General features: G+C 72.8%; 16 protein-coding genes and 1 pseudogene. 9 read left to right on the top strand and 8 right to left on the bottom strand.

Annotation, left to right across the window (positions count from 1 at the left end):
- The first annotated feature begins 30 nt into the window (after positions 1 to 30).
- The gene (locus ACFY3L_RS50390; protein ID WP_389341656.1) at positions 31 to 1,518 is read left to right on the top strand and encodes a leucyl aminopeptidase family protein; all 1,488 of its coding nucleotides are present in this window, start codon (positions 31 to 33) and stop codon (positions 1,516 to 1,518) included.
- 2,094 nt (positions 1,519 to 3,612) lie between these two features.
- On the opposite strand, the gene ACFY3L_RS50395 is transcribed toward ACFY3L_RS50390, so the two are convergent.
- Positions 3,613 to 4,662 (bottom strand): hypothetical protein, encoded by a 1,050-nt coding sequence (locus ACFY3L_RS50395; protein ID WP_389341659.1) that lies wholly within the window; start codon positions 4,660 to 4,662, stop codon positions 3,613 to 3,615.
- A 200-nt stretch (positions 4,663 to 4,862) separates the two neighbouring features.
- Between ACFY3L_RS50395 and ACFY3L_RS50400 the strand changes: the two genes are divergently transcribed.
- The gene (locus tag ACFY3L_RS50400; protein ID WP_389341662.1) at positions 4,863 to 6,005 is read left to right on the top strand and encodes an Mrp/NBP35 family ATP-binding protein; all 1,143 of its coding nucleotides are present in this window, start codon (positions 4,863 to 4,865) and stop codon (positions 6,003 to 6,005) included.
- Positions 6,006 to 6,449: 444 nt separating this feature from the next.
- Here ACFY3L_RS50400 and ACFY3L_RS50405 read toward each other — a convergent pair whose 3' ends face one another.
- Together ACFY3L_RS50405 and ACFY3L_RS50410 are read right to left on the bottom strand one after the other, a co-directional pair.
- Positions 6,450 to 6,893: a twin-arginine translocase TatA/TatE family subunit gene (locus ACFY3L_RS50405; RefSeq protein WP_389341665.1), complete on the bottom strand. Its 444-nt coding sequence runs from the start codon at positions 6,891 to 6,893 to the stop codon at positions 6,450 to 6,452.
- A 68-nt stretch (positions 6,894 to 6,961) separates the two neighbouring features.
- Entirely contained in the window at positions 6,962 to 8,263 is a 1,302-nt protein-coding gene (locus ACFY3L_RS50410; RefSeq protein WP_389341668.1) for a S1C family serine protease, read from the bottom strand.
- Between the two features lie 216 nt (positions 8,264 to 8,479).
- Between ACFY3L_RS50410 and ACFY3L_RS50415 the strand changes: the two genes are divergently transcribed.
- Positions 8,480 to 9,070, top strand: coding sequence for an O-methyltransferase (locus ACFY3L_RS50415; protein WP_389341672.1), 591 nt, complete (start codon positions 8,480 to 8,482; stop codon positions 9,068 to 9,070).
- A 215-nt stretch (positions 9,071 to 9,285) separates the two neighbouring features.
- On the opposite strand, the gene ACFY3L_RS50420 is transcribed toward ACFY3L_RS50415, so the two are convergent.
- Positions 9,286 to 9,870, bottom strand: a complete 585-nt coding sequence (locus ACFY3L_RS50420) for a DUF1003 domain-containing protein (RefSeq protein WP_389341674.1) — start codon at positions 9,868 to 9,870, stop codon at positions 9,286 to 9,288.
- Positions 9,863 to 11,158, bottom strand: coding sequence for a magnesium transporter MgtE N-terminal domain-containing protein (locus ACFY3L_RS50425; RefSeq protein ID WP_389341676.1), 1,296 nt, complete (start codon positions 11,156 to 11,158; stop codon positions 9,863 to 9,865). Before ACFY3L_RS50425 ends, ACFY3L_RS50420 begins: the two co-directional genes overlap by 8 nt.
- An 82-nt stretch (positions 11,159 to 11,240) precedes the next feature.
- On the opposite strand from ACFY3L_RS50425, the gene ACFY3L_RS50430 reads away from it, so the two are divergent.
- Positions 11,241 to 12,098, top strand: coding sequence for a PhzF family phenazine biosynthesis protein (locus tag ACFY3L_RS50430; RefSeq protein WP_389341679.1), 858 nt, complete (start codon positions 11,241 to 11,243; stop codon positions 12,096 to 12,098).
- A gap of 56 nt (positions 12,099 to 12,154) precedes the next feature.
- Here ACFY3L_RS50430 and ACFY3L_RS50435 read toward each other — a convergent pair.
- Positions 12,155 to 12,985: pseudogene (locus tag ACFY3L_RS50435) on the bottom strand (DMT family transporter); the annotation flags it as partial.
- Positions 12,986 to 13,103: 118 nt separating this feature from the next.
- Here ACFY3L_RS50435 and ACFY3L_RS50440 point away from each other — a divergent pair.
- Genes ACFY3L_RS50440 through ACFY3L_RS50450 form a run of 3 tightly spaced genes read left to right on the top strand, consistent with a single transcriptional unit; the run spans position 13,104 to position 14,943 of the window.
- Positions 13,104 to 13,826: an HAD family hydrolase gene (locus ACFY3L_RS50440; protein WP_389341682.1), complete on the top strand. Its 723-nt coding sequence runs from the start codon at positions 13,104 to 13,106 to the stop codon at positions 13,824 to 13,826.
- The gene (amrA, locus tag ACFY3L_RS50445) at positions 13,823 to 14,425 is read left to right on the top strand and encodes an AmmeMemoRadiSam system protein A (RefSeq protein ID WP_389341685.1); all 603 of its coding nucleotides are present in this window, start codon (positions 13,823 to 13,825) and stop codon (positions 14,423 to 14,425) included. Before ACFY3L_RS50440 ends, amrA begins: the two co-directional genes overlap by 4 nt.
- A 20-nt stretch (positions 14,426 to 14,445) precedes the next feature.
- Entirely contained in the window at positions 14,446 to 14,943 is a 498-nt protein-coding gene (locus ACFY3L_RS50450) for a hypothetical protein (protein WP_389341688.1), read from the top strand.
- Between the two features lie 199 nt (positions 14,944 to 15,142).
- Here the strand turns inward: ACFY3L_RS50450 and ACFY3L_RS50455 are convergent, their stop codons facing one another.
- The gene (locus ACFY3L_RS50455) at positions 15,143 to 15,961 is read right to left on the bottom strand and encodes an SDR family NAD(P)-dependent oxidoreductase (RefSeq protein WP_389341691.1); all 819 of its coding nucleotides are present in this window, start codon (positions 15,959 to 15,961) and stop codon (positions 15,143 to 15,145) included.
- 75 nt (positions 15,962 to 16,036) lie between these two features.
- On the opposite strand from ACFY3L_RS50455, the gene ACFY3L_RS50460 reads away from it, so the two are divergent.
- Together ACFY3L_RS50460 and ACFY3L_RS50465 are read left to right on the top strand one after the other, a co-directional pair.
- The gene (locus ACFY3L_RS50460; protein ID WP_389341694.1) at positions 16,037 to 16,978 is read left to right on the top strand and encodes an HpcH/HpaI aldolase/citrate lyase family protein; all 942 of its coding nucleotides are present in this window, start codon (positions 16,037 to 16,039) and stop codon (positions 16,976 to 16,978) included.
- A gap of 87 nt (positions 16,979 to 17,065) precedes the next feature.
- Positions 17,066 to 17,977 carry an SDR family NAD(P)-dependent oxidoreductase gene (locus ACFY3L_RS50465; RefSeq protein ID WP_389341697.1) on the top strand — a complete coding sequence of 304 codons (912 nt, stop codon included), beginning with the start codon at positions 17,066 to 17,068 and terminating at the stop codon, positions 17,975 to 17,977.
- 13 nt (positions 17,978 to 17,990) lie between these two features.
- Here the strand turns inward: ACFY3L_RS50465 and ACFY3L_RS50470 are convergent, their stop codons facing one another.
- Positions 17,991 to 18,194, bottom strand: coding sequence for a DUF4190 domain-containing protein (locus ACFY3L_RS50470; RefSeq protein WP_389341699.1), 204 nt, complete (start codon positions 18,192 to 18,194; stop codon positions 17,991 to 17,993).
- Positions 18,195 to 18,271 lie beyond the last annotated feature (77 nt).

The following is an 18,271-nucleotide window of genomic DNA, read 5'->3' on the forward strand; positions in this document are numbered from 1 at the left end:
AACATGCGAGTTTCGAGTGGAGGCAAGCTCTTGCTGGACATCCGGTTCGCCACGGCCCGCAACGTCTCCGGTGCGGTCGCCGTTGTCGTGCCGGCCGCTGACTCTTCCGACGACCCCGCGGCGACACGGCTGGCCGCCGTGCGGGCGTCGCTGGCGAGATTGAAGCTCGGCCCGGCCGACCTGGACGACATCACCGCGTTCCTGCTGGATGTCGAGCACTCCGGGTCGGCCGGCACTCTCCACAAGCTGCCGCGCGCCGGGCACCGCCCCGACCTGCTGCTCTTCGTCGGTGTCGGGGCCGGCGACGAGGCCGGCTGGCGGGCCGCGGGCGCGAAGCTCGCCAGGGCCGCCGGCGACGAGCCGACGCTCACCGTCCTGCTGCCCGACGACGACGTGACCCCGGCCGCGGTGCGGGGCCTCGGGGAGGGGCTGTGGCTCGCGTCGTACCGCTTCCGCCTCGGCGCCGGCGAGCCCCCTTCGCTACGCCGGGTGACCCTCGTCGCCGCCCGGCCGGCCGAACTCGAGGCGGGCCTCGCCGCCGCCAAGGTGGTCGCCGAGTCGACCCGCCTCGCCCGCGACCTCACCAACATGCCCAGCGACGAGAAGACCCCCGCCTGGTTCGCGAAGCGGGTCGAGAAGGCCGCCGCGGGCGTGGCCGGGCTGACGGTGACCGTCCGCGACCCGAAGGCCCTCGCCGAGCAGGGGTTCAACGCGATCCTCGCCGTCGGCGGCGGCTCCACCCGCGGCCCGCGCCTCGTCGAGCTGTCCTGGCGCCCGCGCGGCGCCCGGCGGCACGTGGTCCTGGTCGGCAAGGGCATCACGTTCGACACCGGCGGCATCTGCGTCAAGCCCCTGTCCGGCATGAAGCTCATGCGCAAGGACATGGGCGGCGCGGCGGCCGTGATCGGCGCGACCCTCGCCGCCGCGGCGCTGCGCCTGCCAGTGCGGATCACCGCACTCGCCCCCCTCGCGGAGAACGCGCTCGGCGCCGACTCCTTCCGCCCCGGCGACGTGATCCGCCACTACGGCGGCATCACCTCCGAGATCCACAACACCGACGCCGAGGGCCGCCTCGTCCTCGGCGACGCCATGGCCTACGCCGTCCGGCGCCTGCGCCCCGACACGATCATCGACCTGGCAACCCTCACCGGCGCGCAGGGCGTCGCCCTCGGCAAGCGCACCGCCGCCCTCTACAGCCACAACGACACCCTCGCCAAGGAGCTCGCCGCCGCCGCCGACACCGCGGGCGAGTCGGTCTGGCGCATGCCCCTGCACGACGACTACACCGACGCCCTCGACAGCGACGTCGCCGACATCGTCAACTCCACCGACGTCGGCGCCGGCTCCGTGATGGCCGCGCTCTACCTGCGCGAGTTCACCGGCCCTCTGCGCGACCAGTGGGCCCACATCGACATGTCATCCTCAGCCTGGTCCGACTCCGCCGACGCCGACCTCACCAAGGGCGCCACCGGCTGGGGCGTCCGCACCCTGCTGCGCTGGCTCGAGACAACAGCCTGACGTTTCCGCGTCTTCCCCGCCCGTACGGCGCAGCCACCCCTCGACGGCGACGACCGCGTCGGGCTGCTTCGCCTCGCACGGGATCACGGTCGCTGCCGGCTCGATGCTCGACCTTCGAATCGCACGGTCCGTCACGTCCCGCGCCTGATGCCGCCACCCACGGACGGATGGCGGAACGGTGCTGCTGGGTCGGAGCGTCGGGTAGGGCGGTCGACGTCGGCCGGGCGCCGGGCCGCGGGCTGGGCATTCGGGGTGATCGTGGAGTTGCGTGGCGAGGGTGGCCTGGACGGCGTTGGTGCGTGATTCGGCTCGTGCTGGTGGGCACGGGGCAAACTCTTGGCCGAGTGTGCGCCGGATTATGACCATGGTCCGCGGTGTGACCTGAGAGCCCCGTCAAATGGCGGCACGCCGCAGCGGGCCGGGCGACTGGGGCGGGCGTGCAGAGATCGAAGCGCGGACACGGCGAAGCCGAGCATCGGGGCGTTGAGTTGCGTGTTCGGTGGGTCGTGGAGCGAGGGCGACTGAACAGTGCTGGTGGGTGACTCGGCTCCGCGCTGGCCGGCGCATGGCGAACCCCGTTGGCCGTGTTTGCGCCGGATCGCGAATACCGGTCCGCGGTGTGACTTGAGAGCCCAGCCAGACGGCCATGCCGGTCGCGCGCCTGGGGGTTGCGGAAATCGAAGTGCCGGGCACGGGCGCAGTCGAGTATCGGGGCGTTGAGTTGCGTGTTCGGGTGGGTCGCGGGGCGGGGGCGGCTGAAGGGTGTGGGTGGGTTTGCGGTGGGTCGTGAACATGGTCCGCGATGTGACCTAAGAGCCCGCCCGAGGGGGCATGCCGCAGCGGGTCGGGCGACTGGGGTGGGCTTGCGGTGGTCGAAGCGCCGGCACGGGGACAGTCGAGCGTCGGGGTGTTGAGTTGCGTGTTCGGGTGGGTCGCGGGGCGAGGGTGGCTAAGAGCGCTGGTGGCCGTGTTTGCGCCGGATCGCGGATACGGTCCGCGGTGTGACTTGAGAGCCCAGCCAGGCGGACATGCCGGTCGGGCGACTGGGTGGGCTTGCGGAGATCGAAGCGCCGGGACGGGGACAGTCGAGCGTCGGGGCGATGAGTGGCGTGTGCGGGTGGGTCGCAGGGCGGAGTGGCTGAAGGGTGTGGGTGGGTGATCCGGCTCGTGCCAGTGGGCGCGTGGCGAACCGTGGGCCGAGTTTCCGCCGGATTGTGAACATGGTCCGCGATGTGACCTGGGAGCCCGCCCGAGGGGGCATGCCGCAGCGGGTCGGGCGACTGGGGGTGGGCTTGCGGAGGTTGAAGCGCCGGCACGGGGACAGTCGAGCGTCGGGGTGTTGAGTTGCGTGTGGGGGTGGGTCGCGGGGCGAGGGTGGCTGAACAGTGCTGATGGGTGACTCGGCTCCGCGCTGGTCGGCGCATGGCGAACCCCGTTGGCCGTGTTTCCGCCGGATCGCGAATACGGTCCGCGGTGTGACTTGAGAGCCCAGTCAAGTGGAGGCATGCCAGTCGCGCGACCGGCATGGGCCTGCGGAGATCGAAGTGCCGGGCCCGGGGGCAGTCGAGTGTCGGGGCGTTGAGTTGCGTGTTCGGGGTGGGCGTGGAGTTGCGGGGCGGGGTCGCTGAACAGTGTTGGTGGGTGACTCGGCTCCGCGCTGGTCGGCGCGTGGCGAACCCGATAGCCGAGTTTGCGCCGGATCGTGAACATGGTCCGCGGTGTGACTTGAGAGCCCGGCCAAGCGGGCATGCCGCAGCGGTCGGGCAACTGGGGAAGTCGACGGCTCGCCGATAGGAAGTCAGGAAGACCGGCAGCCGGGAAACAGGAGGCCGGAACGGCGGGGAGGTCAGCGCGTCGGGGAGTCGGGACGTGTGGCGGCTCCGCCCCGCGCTGGCGGGCGCGAGGCGGGAGCAACCCAACGACCCGACGAAGCAAACAACCAGAACACCCCGGAGAGGCCCGTCACCGGCAGCGCCCCGGCATGGTCAGGCGCACGGGCATCGGAGCGCCGGCCACCCCGGGCAAAAGCGGCGGAGTGCCGGCCAATGCCCCGGCCGACCGGAGGAGACGCGGGAAGCCGGGGCGTCGGCGCGGTCAGGAAGCGTGGGCGGCTGGATGGTCGTCGTGGGATGCAACGGCGTGCAGTGCGTTGGTCTGGCGCAGGAGGTGCGGCGTGCGGGGTGCTCGGCCGGGGGAGCGGGTGGAGCGGGCGGCGGCGCGGCGGTCCTGGTCGAGCCAGTCCAAGGCGGTGCGGACGGTGTAGGCCCACCAGCCGATCGTGGCGCCATACCACTCGCGGAGGTCGGCTGGGGAGGGCGCGGGGGTGCCGTAGACGGACTCGGCGGAGGTGAGGTGCTGGCGCATCTCGAGCGGGGCGCGGTCGGGGTGGCCGAGGGCGCGCAGGAGCAGGGCGTGGGCGGTGAAGGGGCCGATGCCGCGCACGGACAGCAGCGTGTCGTAGACCTCGTCGGCGGGGGCCGTGCGCAGCCGGTGCTCGTCAAGGGTGCTCAGGGTGGTCAGCACGGCGTGGACGCGGCGGGCGCTCAGGGTGTTGCTGGCATACGGCGTGAGGCCCTTGACGCCGAGCGCCACCAGCGTGGACATCGGCGGGAACGCGGCATAGCGGACGCCGTCGACGATGCCGTGGGGACCGTGGTCGGTGAGGAGGCGGCGCTTGTACGCCTTGGCGAACCAGTGGGCGGAGTGGTGCACGAGCGTGTAGAAGACGGCGGCCTCGGTGAAGGAGGCGAAGCGGACCTGATGCAGGCCCTCGGTGGTGGCGAGGACCGAGGTCATGGCCGGGTCGGCGCGGGCCAGGCGCAGGAACGTGGCGCGGTCGTCGCGGAGGCTGAGCCAATCGCTGACCCGGTCGCCGACCGCCTCGGTCTCCCCGGGTCTCAGCTCGCCGTCGCTGAACACGGTGAGCGCGACGCCCGGGAGCCCGTCGTCGCGGGCGGTGACCTCGGCGACGACGGCGCGGGCCGGGTCGGACGGGTGCAGGAACGCGCGGCGGGCGCGGCCGGCGGTGACGAGCTGGTCGCCGCTGCAGGGGGCGAAGGACTCCATGGCGCGCAGCGAGCAGGCGAGGTCGAACGGGGCCGTGGCGGACAGGACGGTGCTGGTGGTCGTGCCGAGTGCTGTCATGCCCCCAATTTTCGAACAGGGGTACGACAATTTCGGGAAGGAAAAGCCGCGCGCCTCAAGGGGCGAGGCGCGCGGCTGACAACGATGTTGCCACCGCCGCGGACGCGGGACAACCCTGTCACCGTTCGGGTGAGTGTGATGCGTTACGACCCAGGGGTCGGTCGCCTGAACAGCCTCGGCGGCCGACGTACGATGGCGGCATGTCAGCCCCGGCCACCACCGTCGAAGCCGCGATCGCCGCCGCTCTGTCGACCGTCGACGACCCCGAGATCCGCCGACCGATCACCGAGCTCGGCATGGTGCGCGAGGTCGTGCTGCGCCCCGACGGCGTCGCGGTGATCGGGCTGCTGCTCACGGTGGCCGGCTGCCCGCTGAAGGACAAGCTGCGGGCCGACATCACCGGCGCGGTCGGCGCGGTCGACGGGGTCACCGGGGTCGAGGTCGACTTCGGGGTCATGACGGCCGAGCAGCGCAAGGAGCTGCAGAGCAGCCTGCGCGGTGACGTGCAGGAGCCGGTCATCCCGTTCGCCCAGCCGGGCTCGCGGACCAGGGTCTACGCGGTCGCCAGCGGCAAGGGCGGCGTCGGCAAGTCGAGCGTGACGGTCAACCTGGCGGCGGCGCTCGCCGCGAAGGGCCTCAAGGTCGGCGTCGTCGACGCGGACATCTACGGCCACTCGGTGCCACGGATGCTCGGCGCGACCGGCCGGCCCACGCAGGTCGAGTCGATGATCATGCCGCCGTCGGCGCACGGGGTGAAGGTCATCTCGATCGGGATGTTCACGCCGGGCAACACGGCGGTGGTGTGGCGCGGGCCGATGCTGCACCGGGCGCTGCAGCAGTTCCTCGCCGACGTCTACTGGGGCGACCTGGACGTCCTCCTGCTGGACCTCCCGCCGGGCACCGGTGACGTGGCGATCTCCCTGGCGCAGCTGCTGCCGTCGGCGGAGATCCTGGTCGTGACGACCCCGCAGGCCGCCGCGGCCGAGGTCGCGGAGCGGGCGGGCTCGATCGCCCTGCAGACGCACCAGCGCATCGTCGGCGTCGTGGAGAACATGTCCTGGCTGGAGCTGCCCGACGGCCAGCGCATGGAGGTGTTCGGCAGCGGCGGCGGCGCGCAGGTCGCGGAGTCGCTGGGCCGGGCCGTCGGCGCGAAGGTCCCGCTGCTGGGCCAGATCCCGCTCGACACGCGCCTGCGCGAGGGCGGCGACGCCGGTCTCCCGCTCGTGCTGTCCGACCCGTCGACCCCCGCCGCGGCCGCGCTGACCGCCGTCGCCGACCGCCTCGCCGTGCGCCGCGAGAGCCTGGCCGGCAAGCCGCTCGGCCTCAAGCCCGCCGGTCGCTGATTTCAAGAGCAGCAACCGCGGCCATGGTACTGAGCGGCCACCCCTCTGGGCAGGCGCTGCTAGCGGGCCGGCCGTGCAGGTGCGGACGGCGGGGCGGCCGAGCCGCAGAAAGCCGAAGGCCAGGCGGACCCCGGTCCGCCGGACCTGGCGCACAGCAGGCTGGGCACGCTCACCGCAGCGCTGGATCGGCCGCGGTCTCGTCTGCCCGTCGCGGTGAACGATCCGCGACCCTCTGGCGCCCGGCTGGCGCTGCCCTGCGCCGCGCTCGGGCGGCGCGCCCAGGCCAGGTGACGTCATCCCAGGAAGGGCGGGCCAGGGCGGGGCGACGGGCTTGACAAGCGACATGAGCGCCGGACCGGCCACGGTCTGTCTGCCGTCGCGGTGAACGACCCACGACCCCCGAGCGCCCAGCTGTCGCCGCCCTCGGGCGGCGGCGCGTCCAGGTCAGGTGACGTCGTCCCAGGAGGGGCGGGCCGGGGCGGGGGTGACAGGGGCCGCGGCGGGCTTGGTGAGCGACGTCGGGGCCGGCGTGGGGGCCGACTTGGCGCTGATACCCGAGGCGGCGGCCTCCGCGTCGCGCTTGACCGAGTCGGCGACGCCACGGACCTCGCCGACGATCTCCTGGAGGGGGCGCCGCAGGGCGGCCTCGTCGGCCTCGCTCAGCAGGTGCTTGCGCAGGAAGGCCTTCGGGTGGAGGTCCTCGAGCTGGATGTCGGTGCCGAGCTCGCGGCTCAGGTCGCCGGTGGCGTTGCGGGCCATCTGGCGGACGTTGCGGAGCATGCGCATGCCGTCGCTGATCGCCTTCGGCAGCCGGTCGGGGCCGAAGATGAACAGCCCCACCAGGATGATGACGATGAACTCCCAGCCACCGAGGTTTTCCAAGCCCATTGCCGGCCCTCCCTGCTCTCGCCCGCCAGCCTACGCACCCGGAGCCCCCCTCGGGGAGGGCCCACCGGTCACTTCGCGTCGGCGACCAGGGTCACCGAGGTCTTCTCCCTGGTGGTGCCGCGCAGGTACTGGATCTCGACGACCGCGCCGGGAGCGTACTTCCGGATGAGGGCCGTCAGGTCCCAGACCTCCTCGACGGGCTTGCCGTTGACGGCCAGGATGACGTCCCCGGCGTGCAGACCGGCGCCGGCGGCCGGCCCGTTGGCCTCGACGGAGGCGAGGCGGGCGCCGCCGGCGGGGTTGCGGTAGCTCGGGTCGGTTGAGACACCCATCACAGTGCGCCGGGCCTTGCCGGTGTTGATGACGTCCTGGGCGACGCGGCGGGCGTGGTTGATCGGGATGGCGAACGCGAGGCCGACGTTGCCGGCCGTCGCCTGGTCCTCGGAGAGGGTGCCGATCACGGAGTTGATGCCGACGACGCGACCGGCGCCGTCGAAGAGCGGGCCGCCGGAGTTGCCCTGGTTGACGGCCGCGTCGGTCTGGATCGCCGAGTAGTAGCGGGCGGTGCCGCCCTCGCTGGTGCGGATGGGGCGGTCGAGGTAGCTGACCACGCCGTAGGTGACCGTGCTGGTCAGGCCGAGCGGGGCGCCGACCGCGACCACCGGGTCGCCGACCTGCAGCTGGTCGGAGTCGCCGAACTCGACGGGTTTCAGCTGGCCGTCGGGCAGACCGGCGGTGTCGATCTTCAGCACGGCGATGTCGGACTCGTCGTCGCTGCCGACGACGGAGGCGGGGGCGACCGAGGCGTCGGTGAAGCGGACCGTGGCGGAGCCGGTGCCACCCTGCACCACGTGGTTGTTGGTGATGACGTACCCGTCGTTCGACACCACGAAGCCGGAGCCCAGGGACGTGCCGGCGCCCACCCGCATGCTGATCGTGACGACGCTGGGGAGGACCTTCTTCGCCAGGGCGGCGACGGTGTCCGGCGGGCGGCCGTTCAGCGGCGGGTTGCCGCCGAGCGTCGATCCGCCCAGGACGCCACCGCCGCCACCGGCGAACACGTAGCCGAGGGTGCCGCCGAGCGCGCCGGCGAGCAGGGCGGTGACGATCGACACGATCAGGATCAGCCCGAGGCCGGCGCGCGGTGCGGGGCCGGGCGGCGGGACCTTCTCCAGCGCCGGCGGCTCGTCCGCCGGCGTCTTGACCACGACGACCTGCGCGTCCGGGTCGCGCCACGGGTCGGCCAGGGCGTCGGACCACCAGCTGCTCGGGGCGGGCTGCGGTCGTGGCTGCGCGGGCGGCATCGGCCAGCCAGCGGGGCTGGTCGATGCGCCGTGGCCAGGCTGGCGCCAGGCCGAACCGTCTGTCACGATCGGCTCCTCCGTCCGTTTCGCATCCAGCATTACACGGGCCGGCATCCCACACGTGAGGGCGAGGTCTCCCGAGGCCCTGTTTGGAAGGGGGGATGAACCGCCGCCCCCTTCCGAACAGGGCCTAGGCTTGCGGGGATCGACGTCTCATGGAGGTGTGACATCCCCCCGTCCGTCAGAGCAGCGCAGCAGTTCGCCGACTTCGTCGACGGCTACGTGCTGGAGGACCCCGTGCTCACCGCCGCCCGCGAGCAGGCCGCTGAGCTGGGCATCTCCAGCGTCAGCCGGGGCGAGGGCGCGGCGCTGCGGGTCGTCGCCGCGGTCAGCAACGCGAAGGCCGTCGTCGACGTGGGCACCGGCACGGGGGTGAGCGGCGGGTGGCTGCTGCGCGGCATGCGCCGCGACGGTGTCCTCACCACGATCGACCTCGAGCCTGAGCACCAGCGGGTCGCCCGGCGGGTGTTCGCCGCCGCCGGCAACCCGCCGTCGCGGACCCGGATCATCAGCGGCCGCGCCCTGGACGTCCTGCCCCGGCTCGCCGACCGCGCCTACGACCTGGTGTTCGTCGACCACGACCCGGGCGAGTACGCCGCCGTGACCGCCGCGGCGGAGCGGCTTCTGCGCCCCGGAGGGACCCTGGTGCTCGCCGGCGCGCTCGGCGGCGGCCGGGTCAGCGACCCCACGATCCGCGACGCGGAGACCGTCCTGCTCAGGGAGGCCGTCAAGGCCATCAGGGACAGCGACGCATGGGTCCCGGCCATCCTGCCCCTGGGAGAAGGCCTCCTCGTGGCCGCCAGGGCGCAGTAGCCGGCGGGTACAAGCGGCGCAGGCAGCGCAGGCGGCACAAGCAGCGCAGGCGGCACAGGGAGCGCAAGCGGCACAGGCGGCACAGGGAGCGCAGGCGGCGCACGCGGGATTCAAGCGGCGCACGCGGGGTAGGGGCGGCGAACGCGGCACGAGCCCAAGCGACACAGGCGGTACAAGGCAGAACAGAACGGCATGGACGGCACAGGTGGTGCAGGTCAGCGGGTGGAGCGGGAGCGCCGCCGGGGCGGGTCGTCGCCGGGGTCGAAGGTGTCCTCCTCCGGCTCGTCCAGCGACTTCTTCGCCTTCTTCCGCTCCAGCTTCGCCCGGCGCACCGCGGCCTCGTCCAGCTCCTCGCTCATCCGCGCCAGCTCCGAGCGCAGGAAGTCCCGGGTGGCGACCTCACCGACGGCGATCCGCAGCGACGCGATCTCCCGCGCCAGGTACTCGGTGTCCGCCTTCTGCGCCGCGGCCCGCCGGCGGTCCTCCTCGGCGGCGAGCCGGTCCCGGTCCGCCTGCCGGTTCTGCGCGAGCAGGATCAGCGGCGCCGCGTACGACGCCTGCAGCGACAGGATCAGCGTCAGGAACGTGAACGTGTACGGGTCGAACTGCCACGTCCTCGGCGCGAGCGTGTTCCACACGACCCACGCGAGGATGAAGACCGTCATGTACACGAGGAACTTCGCGGTCCCCATGAACCGCGCGATCCCCTCGGACCACTGCCCGAACGCCTCCGGGTCGAAGCGGGGGAGCTTCAACCGACCCGGCTCGCGTGGCTGGTCGAGCCGCCGCCGGTCAGCCATGGTCGAGCGCCCGTCCTGCCGAGCCGGTGGGGCTCGACCAGACGGGGCCGGCGTGCTCCCGGTCACGCCAGTCCTCGGGCAGCAGATGGTCCAGCACGTCGTCGACGGTGACGGCGCCGACGAGCCGGTCGTTGTCGTCGATGACCGGCATGACCACCAGGTTGTAGGTCGCCATCCGCCGGGTGATCTCGCCGAGCGTGGCCTGCGGCGCGAGCGGTTTGATGTCGTTGTCCACGACGCCGCCGAGCAGCGCCGACGGCGGTTCGCGCAGCAGCCGCTGGAAGTGCACGACGCCGAGGTACCGCCCGGTCGGCGTCGCCATCGGCGGCCTGGTCACGAAGACGCCCGCCGCCACCGCGGGTGACAGCTGCGGCTCCCGGATGCGGGCAAGGGCCTCCGCGACGGTCTCGTGCGGCGCCATGACGATCGGCTCCGACGTCATCACCGACCCGGCGGTGCCGGGCAGGTAGTCCAGCAGCGCCCGCACCGGCGACGCCTCGTCGGGCTGCATGAGGTCCAGCAGCACCTCCTGCTCGCCCTTCGGCATCTCCGCGAGCAGGTCGGCGGCGTCGTCGGGGTCCATCTCCTCCAGCACGTCCGCGGCCCGCTCCGGCTCCAGCGCCGCCATGATCTCCAGCTGGTCGTGCTCGGGAAGCTCCTCCAGCACGTCGGCGAGCCGCTCGTCGTCCAGCGCGGTCGCGACCTCGACGCGGCGGGTCTCGGACAGGTCCTGCAGCACGTTCGCGAGGTCGGCGGGGCGCATGTTGTCCAGCACCGCGAGGATGCCGGCCGTGCCCTGCGCGTGCGGGGTGCCGGCGAGCCCGGCGACCTCACCCCACTCGAGCTGGTTCAGGTGACCGCGGCGGGTCAGCCGGCCGCTGAACTCCCGGACCGCGACCCGGCTCAACGCCCACGTCCCCGCCCGGTCGGCCTCCATCGCGACGTCCACGACCGTGCCGGTGCGGCCGGTCGCCGGGATGCTCACGTGCCGGTCGATGAAGTCCTCCAGGACCAGCAGCTCACCCTGCCGCTTCTCGAACCGGCGCAGGTTGAGCGTGCCGGTGTTGAGCACCACGGCGTCGGGCTCCATCGCCGTGATCCGGCCGATCGGCAGGAAGATCCGCCGCCGCATCGGCATCTCCGCGACGAGCCCCACGACCCTCGGCGGCATGTCGTCGGTGCGCGCCCGCGCGACCGCGTCACGCACCCGGCCGACCTGGTCACCGTTCGGGTCGAAGACACTCAGGCCGGCGAGGCGCGCGACATAGACCCTGGGCGCGGTGCTCACGAGGTTCAAGACTACTGAAGAAGACCGCCGGCTTGCCGTTGGACCGCCTCCCGTGCCTGTTCGAGCGCCTAGGCTCGTACGCATGCGCATGCTGCGGTACAAGGTGGTCGACGTATTCACCGACCGGCCGTTCACCGGCAACCCACTCGCCATCGTGTTCGACGCCGACGACCTCGCCGGCGAGCAGATGCAGTCGATCGCGCTCGAGTTCAACCTGTCCGAGACGATCTTCGTGCTGCGCCCGACGACGCCCGAGGCGACCTACCGGGTGCGGATCTTCACCCCGGGCACGGAGCTGCCGTTCGCCGGGCACCCCAGCGTCGGCTGCGCCATCACCCTGCACCGCGACGGCCTGGTCAAGACGACCGACGTGATCATGGAGTGCGGCGCCGGCCTGCTGCCGATCACCATCGACGACGTGCACGGCACCGCCACCGTCACCGGCGGCACCCCGACCGTCGAGCCGGCCCTCGATCCGGCGCCGCTGCTCGCCGCCGTCGGCCTGACGGAGGCCGACCACGTCGGTCCGGCGCCCCGCAAGGCCGGGTGCGGCCTGCCGTTCACGTTCCTGTCCGTGACCGACGAGGCGGTCGGGCGGCTGCGGCCCGGCGGGCTCGTCGACAACCTGAGCGTCCTGCACTGGGACGCCGAGCGGCACGAGGCTCATGTACGGGTCCTCGTCCCCGACGTCGGCGTCGCCGAGGACCCCGCGACCGGTTCGGCGGCGATGGGGCTCGGGGTGTGGCTGGTCGCGTCTGGGCTGCTGCCGGGTGAGGGCATCAGCCGGTACCAGATCCATCAGGGCTCGGAGATGCGCCGGCCCTCGCTGCTGAGCTGCTCGATCACCGCGGCCGGCGGCGAGGCCGTGTCCGCGACCGTGTCCGGCCATGCCGTGCCGATCGCCTTCGGCGAGATGATCGTGCCGCCGTTCGTGGGCTGACCCGGCCCGGATCCGGCGGGCGTCGCGGCGCGCCGGCCGCCGACCACCACGATCGTCACGCCGGCGAGCAGCAGCGCGATGCCGGGCAGCGTCTGTGCCGCCGGCAGCTGGTCGAGCATCAGCCACGCCAGCAGCAGCGCGCCCGGCACCTCCAGCAGGAGCAGCACGGCGACCGTCGTCGGCGGCACCCGGCGCAGCGCGTAGTTGATCAGGGTGTGGCCGAGCAGCTGTGGGCCGGCGGTCATCGCCACGATCGCCAGCCACGTCCGCGTCGAGTAGCCGCCCAGCTCCTGCCCGCCGAGCACGCACGCCAGCCCGAGCAGCGCCGCGCAGACGGAGTAGCAGACGGTCGCATAGGTGCTGGTCGCGATCGTCCCCCGCGCGTGGGCGCCGAGCATCGTGTACCCGGCGGCCGCGATCCCTCCGGCCAGCGCGAGCGCGTCACCGAGCAGCGCGCGGCCCGACAGGTCCGGGTCGGCGCCGGTCGCCAGCGCCACGCCCACGACGGCGACCCCCACTCCGGCCCAGGTGCTGCCCGGGACCCGCACTCCCCGTGCCACGGAGATCAGTGATGTCCAGATGGGTGTCGTACTGACCAGCGCCACCGACATGGCGACGCTCGTCAGCTTGGCGCTCGGCACCCACGTGGCGAAGTGCACGGCGAGCAGCACTCCCGACGCGGCGCTGGCGCGCACCGCCCGCGACCGGAACTCCTCACGGCGCGCCGTGACGGCCACCGGGGCGATCGCGGCGACCCCGAGCGCGTTGCGCCAGAAGGCGATCGCGAGCGCGGGCGCGGCCGCGTAGGCGATCAACGGCGCCGACGACGAGACCGCGATGATCGCGACCGTGAGGGCGGCAGCGGCAGCTGTCCCGATTTGACGCATGCGCCGATGTTGTCACCAGGTGAAAATTGTCAGCGATCCGACACTTGGCGGGGCGCTCAGGCAGTAAACCAGAGCGATCTGTACTCGTACTTTCGGACGATGCCATGGGAGCCGAACGGTGTTTAGTGCTGTCCTTTTCGACTACTTCAACACGTGCACCACCGCCGTCGTGCGCGGAGACGGCCATCGCAGGACCGCCGAGGTCCTCGGCGTCGACCCCGGCGCGTGGCTCAGCCTCCTCGACCGCACCTTCGACGCACGAGCCAAAGGCGCCTACGGCAGCGTCTTAGCGGGTCTCCGCGCGCTGTGCGTCGAGCTCGGCGTCGAGCCCACGCCCGCCCAGCTCCGCGAGGCCGCCGAGCTGCGCATCGCCTCGCTCCAGCAGGACGCTTCACCCCGCCCAGAGACCGAGCCCGTCCTGCGCTGGCTGCGCGACCACGGCATCCGCACCGCCGTCGTCAGCGACTGCTGGTTCGAACTCCCGACCGTCCTGCCCGGCACCACGATCGGCCGCCTCTTCGACGCCGGCGTCTACTCCTCGCAGGTCGGCCACGCCAAGCCGCACCCGGCGATGTACCGCACCGCGTGCGAACGCCTCGGCGTCCACCCCGAGGCATGTCTGTACGTGGGCGACGGCGGTGGCCACGAGCTCACCGGCGCCCGCAGCTTCGGCCTCACCGCCGTCCAGCTCGACGCGCCCGACCTCGGCGGGCACCTCACCTTCCACGCCGACCTCGACTGGGACGGCGCCCGCATCACCAGCCTCGACCAGATCCCCGACCTGGTCGGCGGCCGTATGCCGCTGCCCGCGACGGTCGGCGCGCCTATGCTGGACTGGTGACGGCGCCGTCAGGGCTTCTGCCGCCGATGGACGGACGGTTGCTCGCCGGACTCGCGGCGGCCACCGTCCGCGCCCGCCTGACCGGCGAGCGACTTACGTTCCCGATCCCGCCGGCCGGTCCGCTGCACGACCTCGGCGCCTCCTTCGTGACCCTCCAGCGTGCCGGCGCCCTCCGCGGCTGCGTCGGCACCCTCGAGCCGGAGCGCCCGCTGCACCGCGACGTCGTGCACAACGCGGTGCGGTCCATGAACGACCCACGGGTGCCGCCGGTCACCGCGGCCGACTGGCCCGAGCTCGACATCACGGTCTCCGTCCTCACCACGCCCGCCGACCTGCCCGCCGGCAGCCGTGCGGCCCTGCTGGCGATCCTGGAGCCGGGGGTGCACGGCCTGATCCTGACCGACGGCACCCGCCGCGCCACCTTCCTGCCGGCGGTCTGGGCCATGCTGCCGACTGCCGCCCAGTTCCTCGACGCCCTGCTCCACAAGGGTGGGTGGCCCTCCTGGCCGCCGGACCTGCGGGCCCTGGCCTACACCTCGGCCGAGTTCGAGGACCGCGCCCCGCGCCCGCCGCTGACCCTGGCGGCGACGGCGACCTGACAGGCCACCGTTGTGATTGGATGGCAGGCGTGGAACCGCTGGTCGAAGAGGCCGCCAAGAAGGCCGCCGTCGCCTGGCTCGCCGTGCCCGGCGCCGGCCCTGCCTACCTGGTCTGGTGCGCGTGGCTCGGCGGGTCGCTGCTGGTCGTGAGCGGCCCCGGCGAGCAGGCCGCCCCGGGCCTGGCCGAGACCGGCACCGCCGAGGTCTCCCTCCGCGGCGACCACGGCGGCCGGATCGTCACCTGGACCGCGGCGGTGGAGCGCATGGACCCGGCCGGGGATGCCTGGGCGGAGCTCGTGCCGCAGCTGGCCGGGAAGCGGCTCAACGGCGGCACCGACCTCGCGACCAAGTGGGCCACGGACTGCGTGGTCAGCCGCCTCACCCCGGTCGAGGACGCCCCGCTCGTCCCGATGCCCGACGACTCGCAGGCAGCACCGCCGAAGCCCTCCCCGGCGACACGCCTGCCGAAGCGCCCCTTCCGCCTGCACAAGGTCCGCGGCGCCAAGCCCCGCAAGTGACGAGCGCCGCCTGCCCTCGCGGGTGACAGCCGCGTCGCCCCGTCCCCGCTCGCGACGCCGCCCGCGCCGTGGGCGGCGGTCGCCGCCTGACCTCGCAGGCGACCGGTGTGACTGAGCCTCGCAGGCGACGAAGCGGTCCACCCACCCCGCGCCGGCACCGCGCCGACCCGCAGGTGCCGCGGCGGCCGCGGGCGGCGGGTCAGAAGCCGACCGCCGCCAGGCTCGCGTCCCACAGCTGCGCGGCCAGCCGGGGGTCCTCGGCGGCCGCGTTGGGGCGGATCAGCTTGCGCTTCTCGTAGTAGCCACCCGACACGAGCTGCGGCCGGGGCGTCGCCACCAGCCAGACGAGCGTGTCCGCGCCCTGCTCGGGCGTCTTCGCGAACGGTGTCACCTTCGACATCAGGTTCACCCCGATGCCGGCGCCGAAGCGGCTGCGCACGAAGCCGGGGTGGTAGCTCGCCGACATGATGTCGGGCCACCGCCGGGCCGCCTCCGCGGCGAAGAGGATGTTGGCCTGCTTCGCCGCGCCGTACCGCTTCCACATCCCCGCCTTGCGGTCCCCTCGCAGGTCGGACGGGTCGATCGTGCCCATCGAGTGGGCGGCGGAGGCGGTGTTGACGATCCGGCCGCTGCGCAGCTGCTCACGCAGGAGGTGGCTCAGCAGGAACCCGGCCAGATGGTTGGTCTGGATGGTCGGCTCGAAGCCGTCGACGGTGCGGGCGTGCCCGGCCACCACACCGCCGGCGTTGTTCGCGAGGGCGTCGATCCGCTGGTACCGCTGGCGCAGCTGATCCACCAGCACGTGCACGTCGTCGAGGCGGCTGAAGTCGGCCCGGTACGCCGGGGGAGTGCGCCCACCGGCGGCGGCCACCTGGGCGACCGCGGCGTTCAGCCGGTCGGGGTCGCGGCCCACGAGGACGACGTGCGCGCCGCGCCGGGCCATGTCGACCGAGGCCGCCAGGCCGATCCCGGAGCTGGCACCGGTGACCACCACCGTGCGGCCGGTGAGATCTCCCACAGGGGCATTCTGCGCCATCACGCGACGAGGCTACCGTGGCGAAGGTCCCCTTAATGAAGCCTAAGGAGCACCGCCATGCGCCCACGCCGGTCCTGCCTCGCCGTCCCCGGCTCCAGCGTCAAGATGCTCGACAAGGCTCAGGGGCTCCCCGCCGACCAGGTGTTTCTCGACCTCGAGGACGCCGTCGCGCCGCTGGCGAAGCCCGACGCGCGCAAGAACATCGTGGCCGCGCTCAACGACGGCGACTGGGGCGGCAAGACCAGGGTCGTGCGGGTCAACGACCTGACCACGCCGTGGACGTACCGCGACGTGATCGAGGTCGTCGAGGGCGCCGGTGCCAACCTGGACTGCATCATGCTGCCGAAGGTCCAGTCGGCGGGGCAGGTCGAGTGGCTGGACCTGACCCTCACCCAGATCGAGAAGACGATCGGGCTCGAGCCCGGCAGGATCGGCATCGAGGCGCAGATCGAGAACGCGGCCGGCCTCGTCAACGTCGACGCCATCGCGGCCGCCTCCCCGCGGATCGAGACGATCATCTTCGGCCCCGCCGACTTCATGGCGTCGATCAACATGAGGTCGCTCGTGGTCGGCGGGCTCATCCCCGGGTACCCGGGCGACCCGTACCACTACATCCTCATGCGCATCCTGATGGCCGCGCGGATGCACGACCTGCAGGCGATCGACGGCCCGTTCCTGCAGATCATGGACGTCGACGCGTTCCGTGAGGTGGCGACCCGCAGCGCGGCGCTCGGCTTCGACGGCAAGTGGGTGCTGCACCCCGGCCAGATCGACGCGGCCAACGAGGTCTACTCGCCCGCCCAGGACGACTACGACCACGCCGAGCTCATCCTCGACGCGTACGAGCACTACACGTCGGAGGCCGGCGGCAAGCTCGGCGCCGTCATGCTCGGCGACGAGATGATCGATGAGGCGTCCCGCAAGATGGCCCTGGTCATCTCCGCGAAGGGGCGTGCCGCCGGCATGTCCCGCACGACCTCGTTCACGCCGCCGTCCTGAGCGTTCGCCGGACCGAGTGCAACCCGCGGGCCTGAGAAATCCGTGTCGCATTGCCCGGAAGCGGCTCGGGCAGGCAGGATTTGCCCTATGGCACCCGACCTACGATCGACCGGCCCCGCGGGCAAAGGCAACCGGCGCGACGCGAGCCGCCCTTCCTCGGCCCGCCGCACCCTGCGGGCCGTCCCGTCCACCGGACCTGAGCTCGCCGAGGAGCCGGTGGCGGAGGACGAGGGCGCGGCGATCGACCGTCTCGACGGCCGCGTCGCGCTGGTCACCGGCGCCGGCAGCCCGGACGGCATCGGCTACGCCACCGCCCGCCGGCTGAAGGCGATGGGCGCGGCGGTCGCCATCGTCTCCACCACCCGGCGCATCCACGACCGGGCCACCGAGCTCGGCGTCACCGGCTTCGTCGCCGACCTCACCGTCGAGGCCGAGGTCGGCGCGCTGGCCGACGCGATCGTCGACCAGGTCGGCACCGTCGACATCCTCGTCAACAACGCCGGCCTGGCCAGCAAGGCCAGCCCCGAGGTGCTGCGCCCCGTCGCGCAGCTCACCTACGAGGAGTGGCGCGCCGAGATCGACCGCAACCTCACCACCGCGTTCCTGGTCAGCCGCGCGTTCGTCGGCGGCATGGCCGAGCACGGCTGGGGCCGCATCGTGAACCTCGCCGCCACCGCCGGCCCGGTCAACGCCCTGCCCGCCGAGGCGGGCTACGCGGCCGCGAAGGCCGGCGTCGTCGGGCTCACCCGCGCCCTCGCCATGGAGCTCGTCGCCGACGGCATCACCGTCAACGCGGTCGCCCCCGGCATCATCCACACCGGCGCGTCGACGCTGGTCGAGCTCAAGCAGGGCTTCGGCACGCCGATGGGCCGCCCCGGCACCCCCGAGGAGGTGGCCGCCACGATCGCCTTCCTGTGCTCACCCGGCGCCTCGTACATCACCGGGCAGATGCTCGTGATCGACGGCGGTAACAGCGTCCGCGAGGCCCAGTACCGGTAAGCGTCGGACGGCGTCAGAAGCCGAGCGCCACGATCGGGATGCCGCAGAGCACGAGCAGCTCCACGTAGCCGATCACCAGCGCCGCCAGCGCGAGCCCGTGCCCGCGCTGGCCGGTGCGGCCGGTCTGCGCCCACGCGATGTGCCCCATCAGGATCCCGAACGGTGGCACCAGGACCGCGCAGACCAGGGCAGCGATCGCCATCTTGTTGTAGCCCACCTGAGAACCATTTCACAGCGGTGTGTGGACTGCTCACGTTGGCCTGGGCCAGGCCGAGCCGCAATACTGCCTCCATA

Origin of the sequence: Dactylosporangium sp. NPDC000521, assembly GCF_042898305.1 — a bacterium.
Taxonomy (GTDB): Bacteria; Actinomycetota; Actinomycetes; order Mycobacteriales; family Micromonosporaceae; genus Dactylosporangium.

Excerpts from the sequence above, each read along its gene's own strand:
- ACFY3L_RS50395 (WP_389341659.1), bottom strand. The coding sequence starts at position 4,662 with ATGACAGCACTCGGCACGACCACCAGCACCGTCCTGTCCGCCACGGCC.
- ACFY3L_RS50400 (WP_389341662.1), top strand. The coding sequence starts at position 4,863 with ATGTCAGCCCCGGCCACCACCGTCGAAGCCGCGATCGCCGCCGCTCTG.
- ACFY3L_RS50405 (WP_389341665.1), bottom strand. The coding sequence starts at position 6,893 with ATGGGCTTGGAAAACCTCGGTGGCTGGGAGTTCATCGTCATCATCCTG.
- ACFY3L_RS50420 (WP_389341674.1), bottom strand. The coding sequence starts at position 9,870 with ATGGCTGACCGGCGGCGGCTCGACCAGCCACGCGAGCCGGGTCGGTTG.
- ACFY3L_RS50430 (WP_389341679.1), top strand. The coding sequence starts at position 11,241 with ATGCGCATGCTGCGGTACAAGGTGGTCGACGTATTCACCGACCGGCCG.
- ACFY3L_RS50450 (WP_389341688.1), top strand. The coding sequence starts at position 14,446 with ATGGCAGGCGTGGAACCGCTGGTCGAAGAGGCCGCCAAGAAGGCCGCC.
- ACFY3L_RS50460 (WP_389341694.1), top strand. The coding sequence starts at position 16,037 with ATGCGCCCACGCCGGTCCTGCCTCGCCGTCCCCGGCTCCAGCGTCAAG.
- ACFY3L_RS50465 (WP_389341697.1), top strand. The coding sequence starts at position 17,066 with ATGGCACCCGACCTACGATCGACCGGCCCCGCGGGCAAAGGCAACCGG.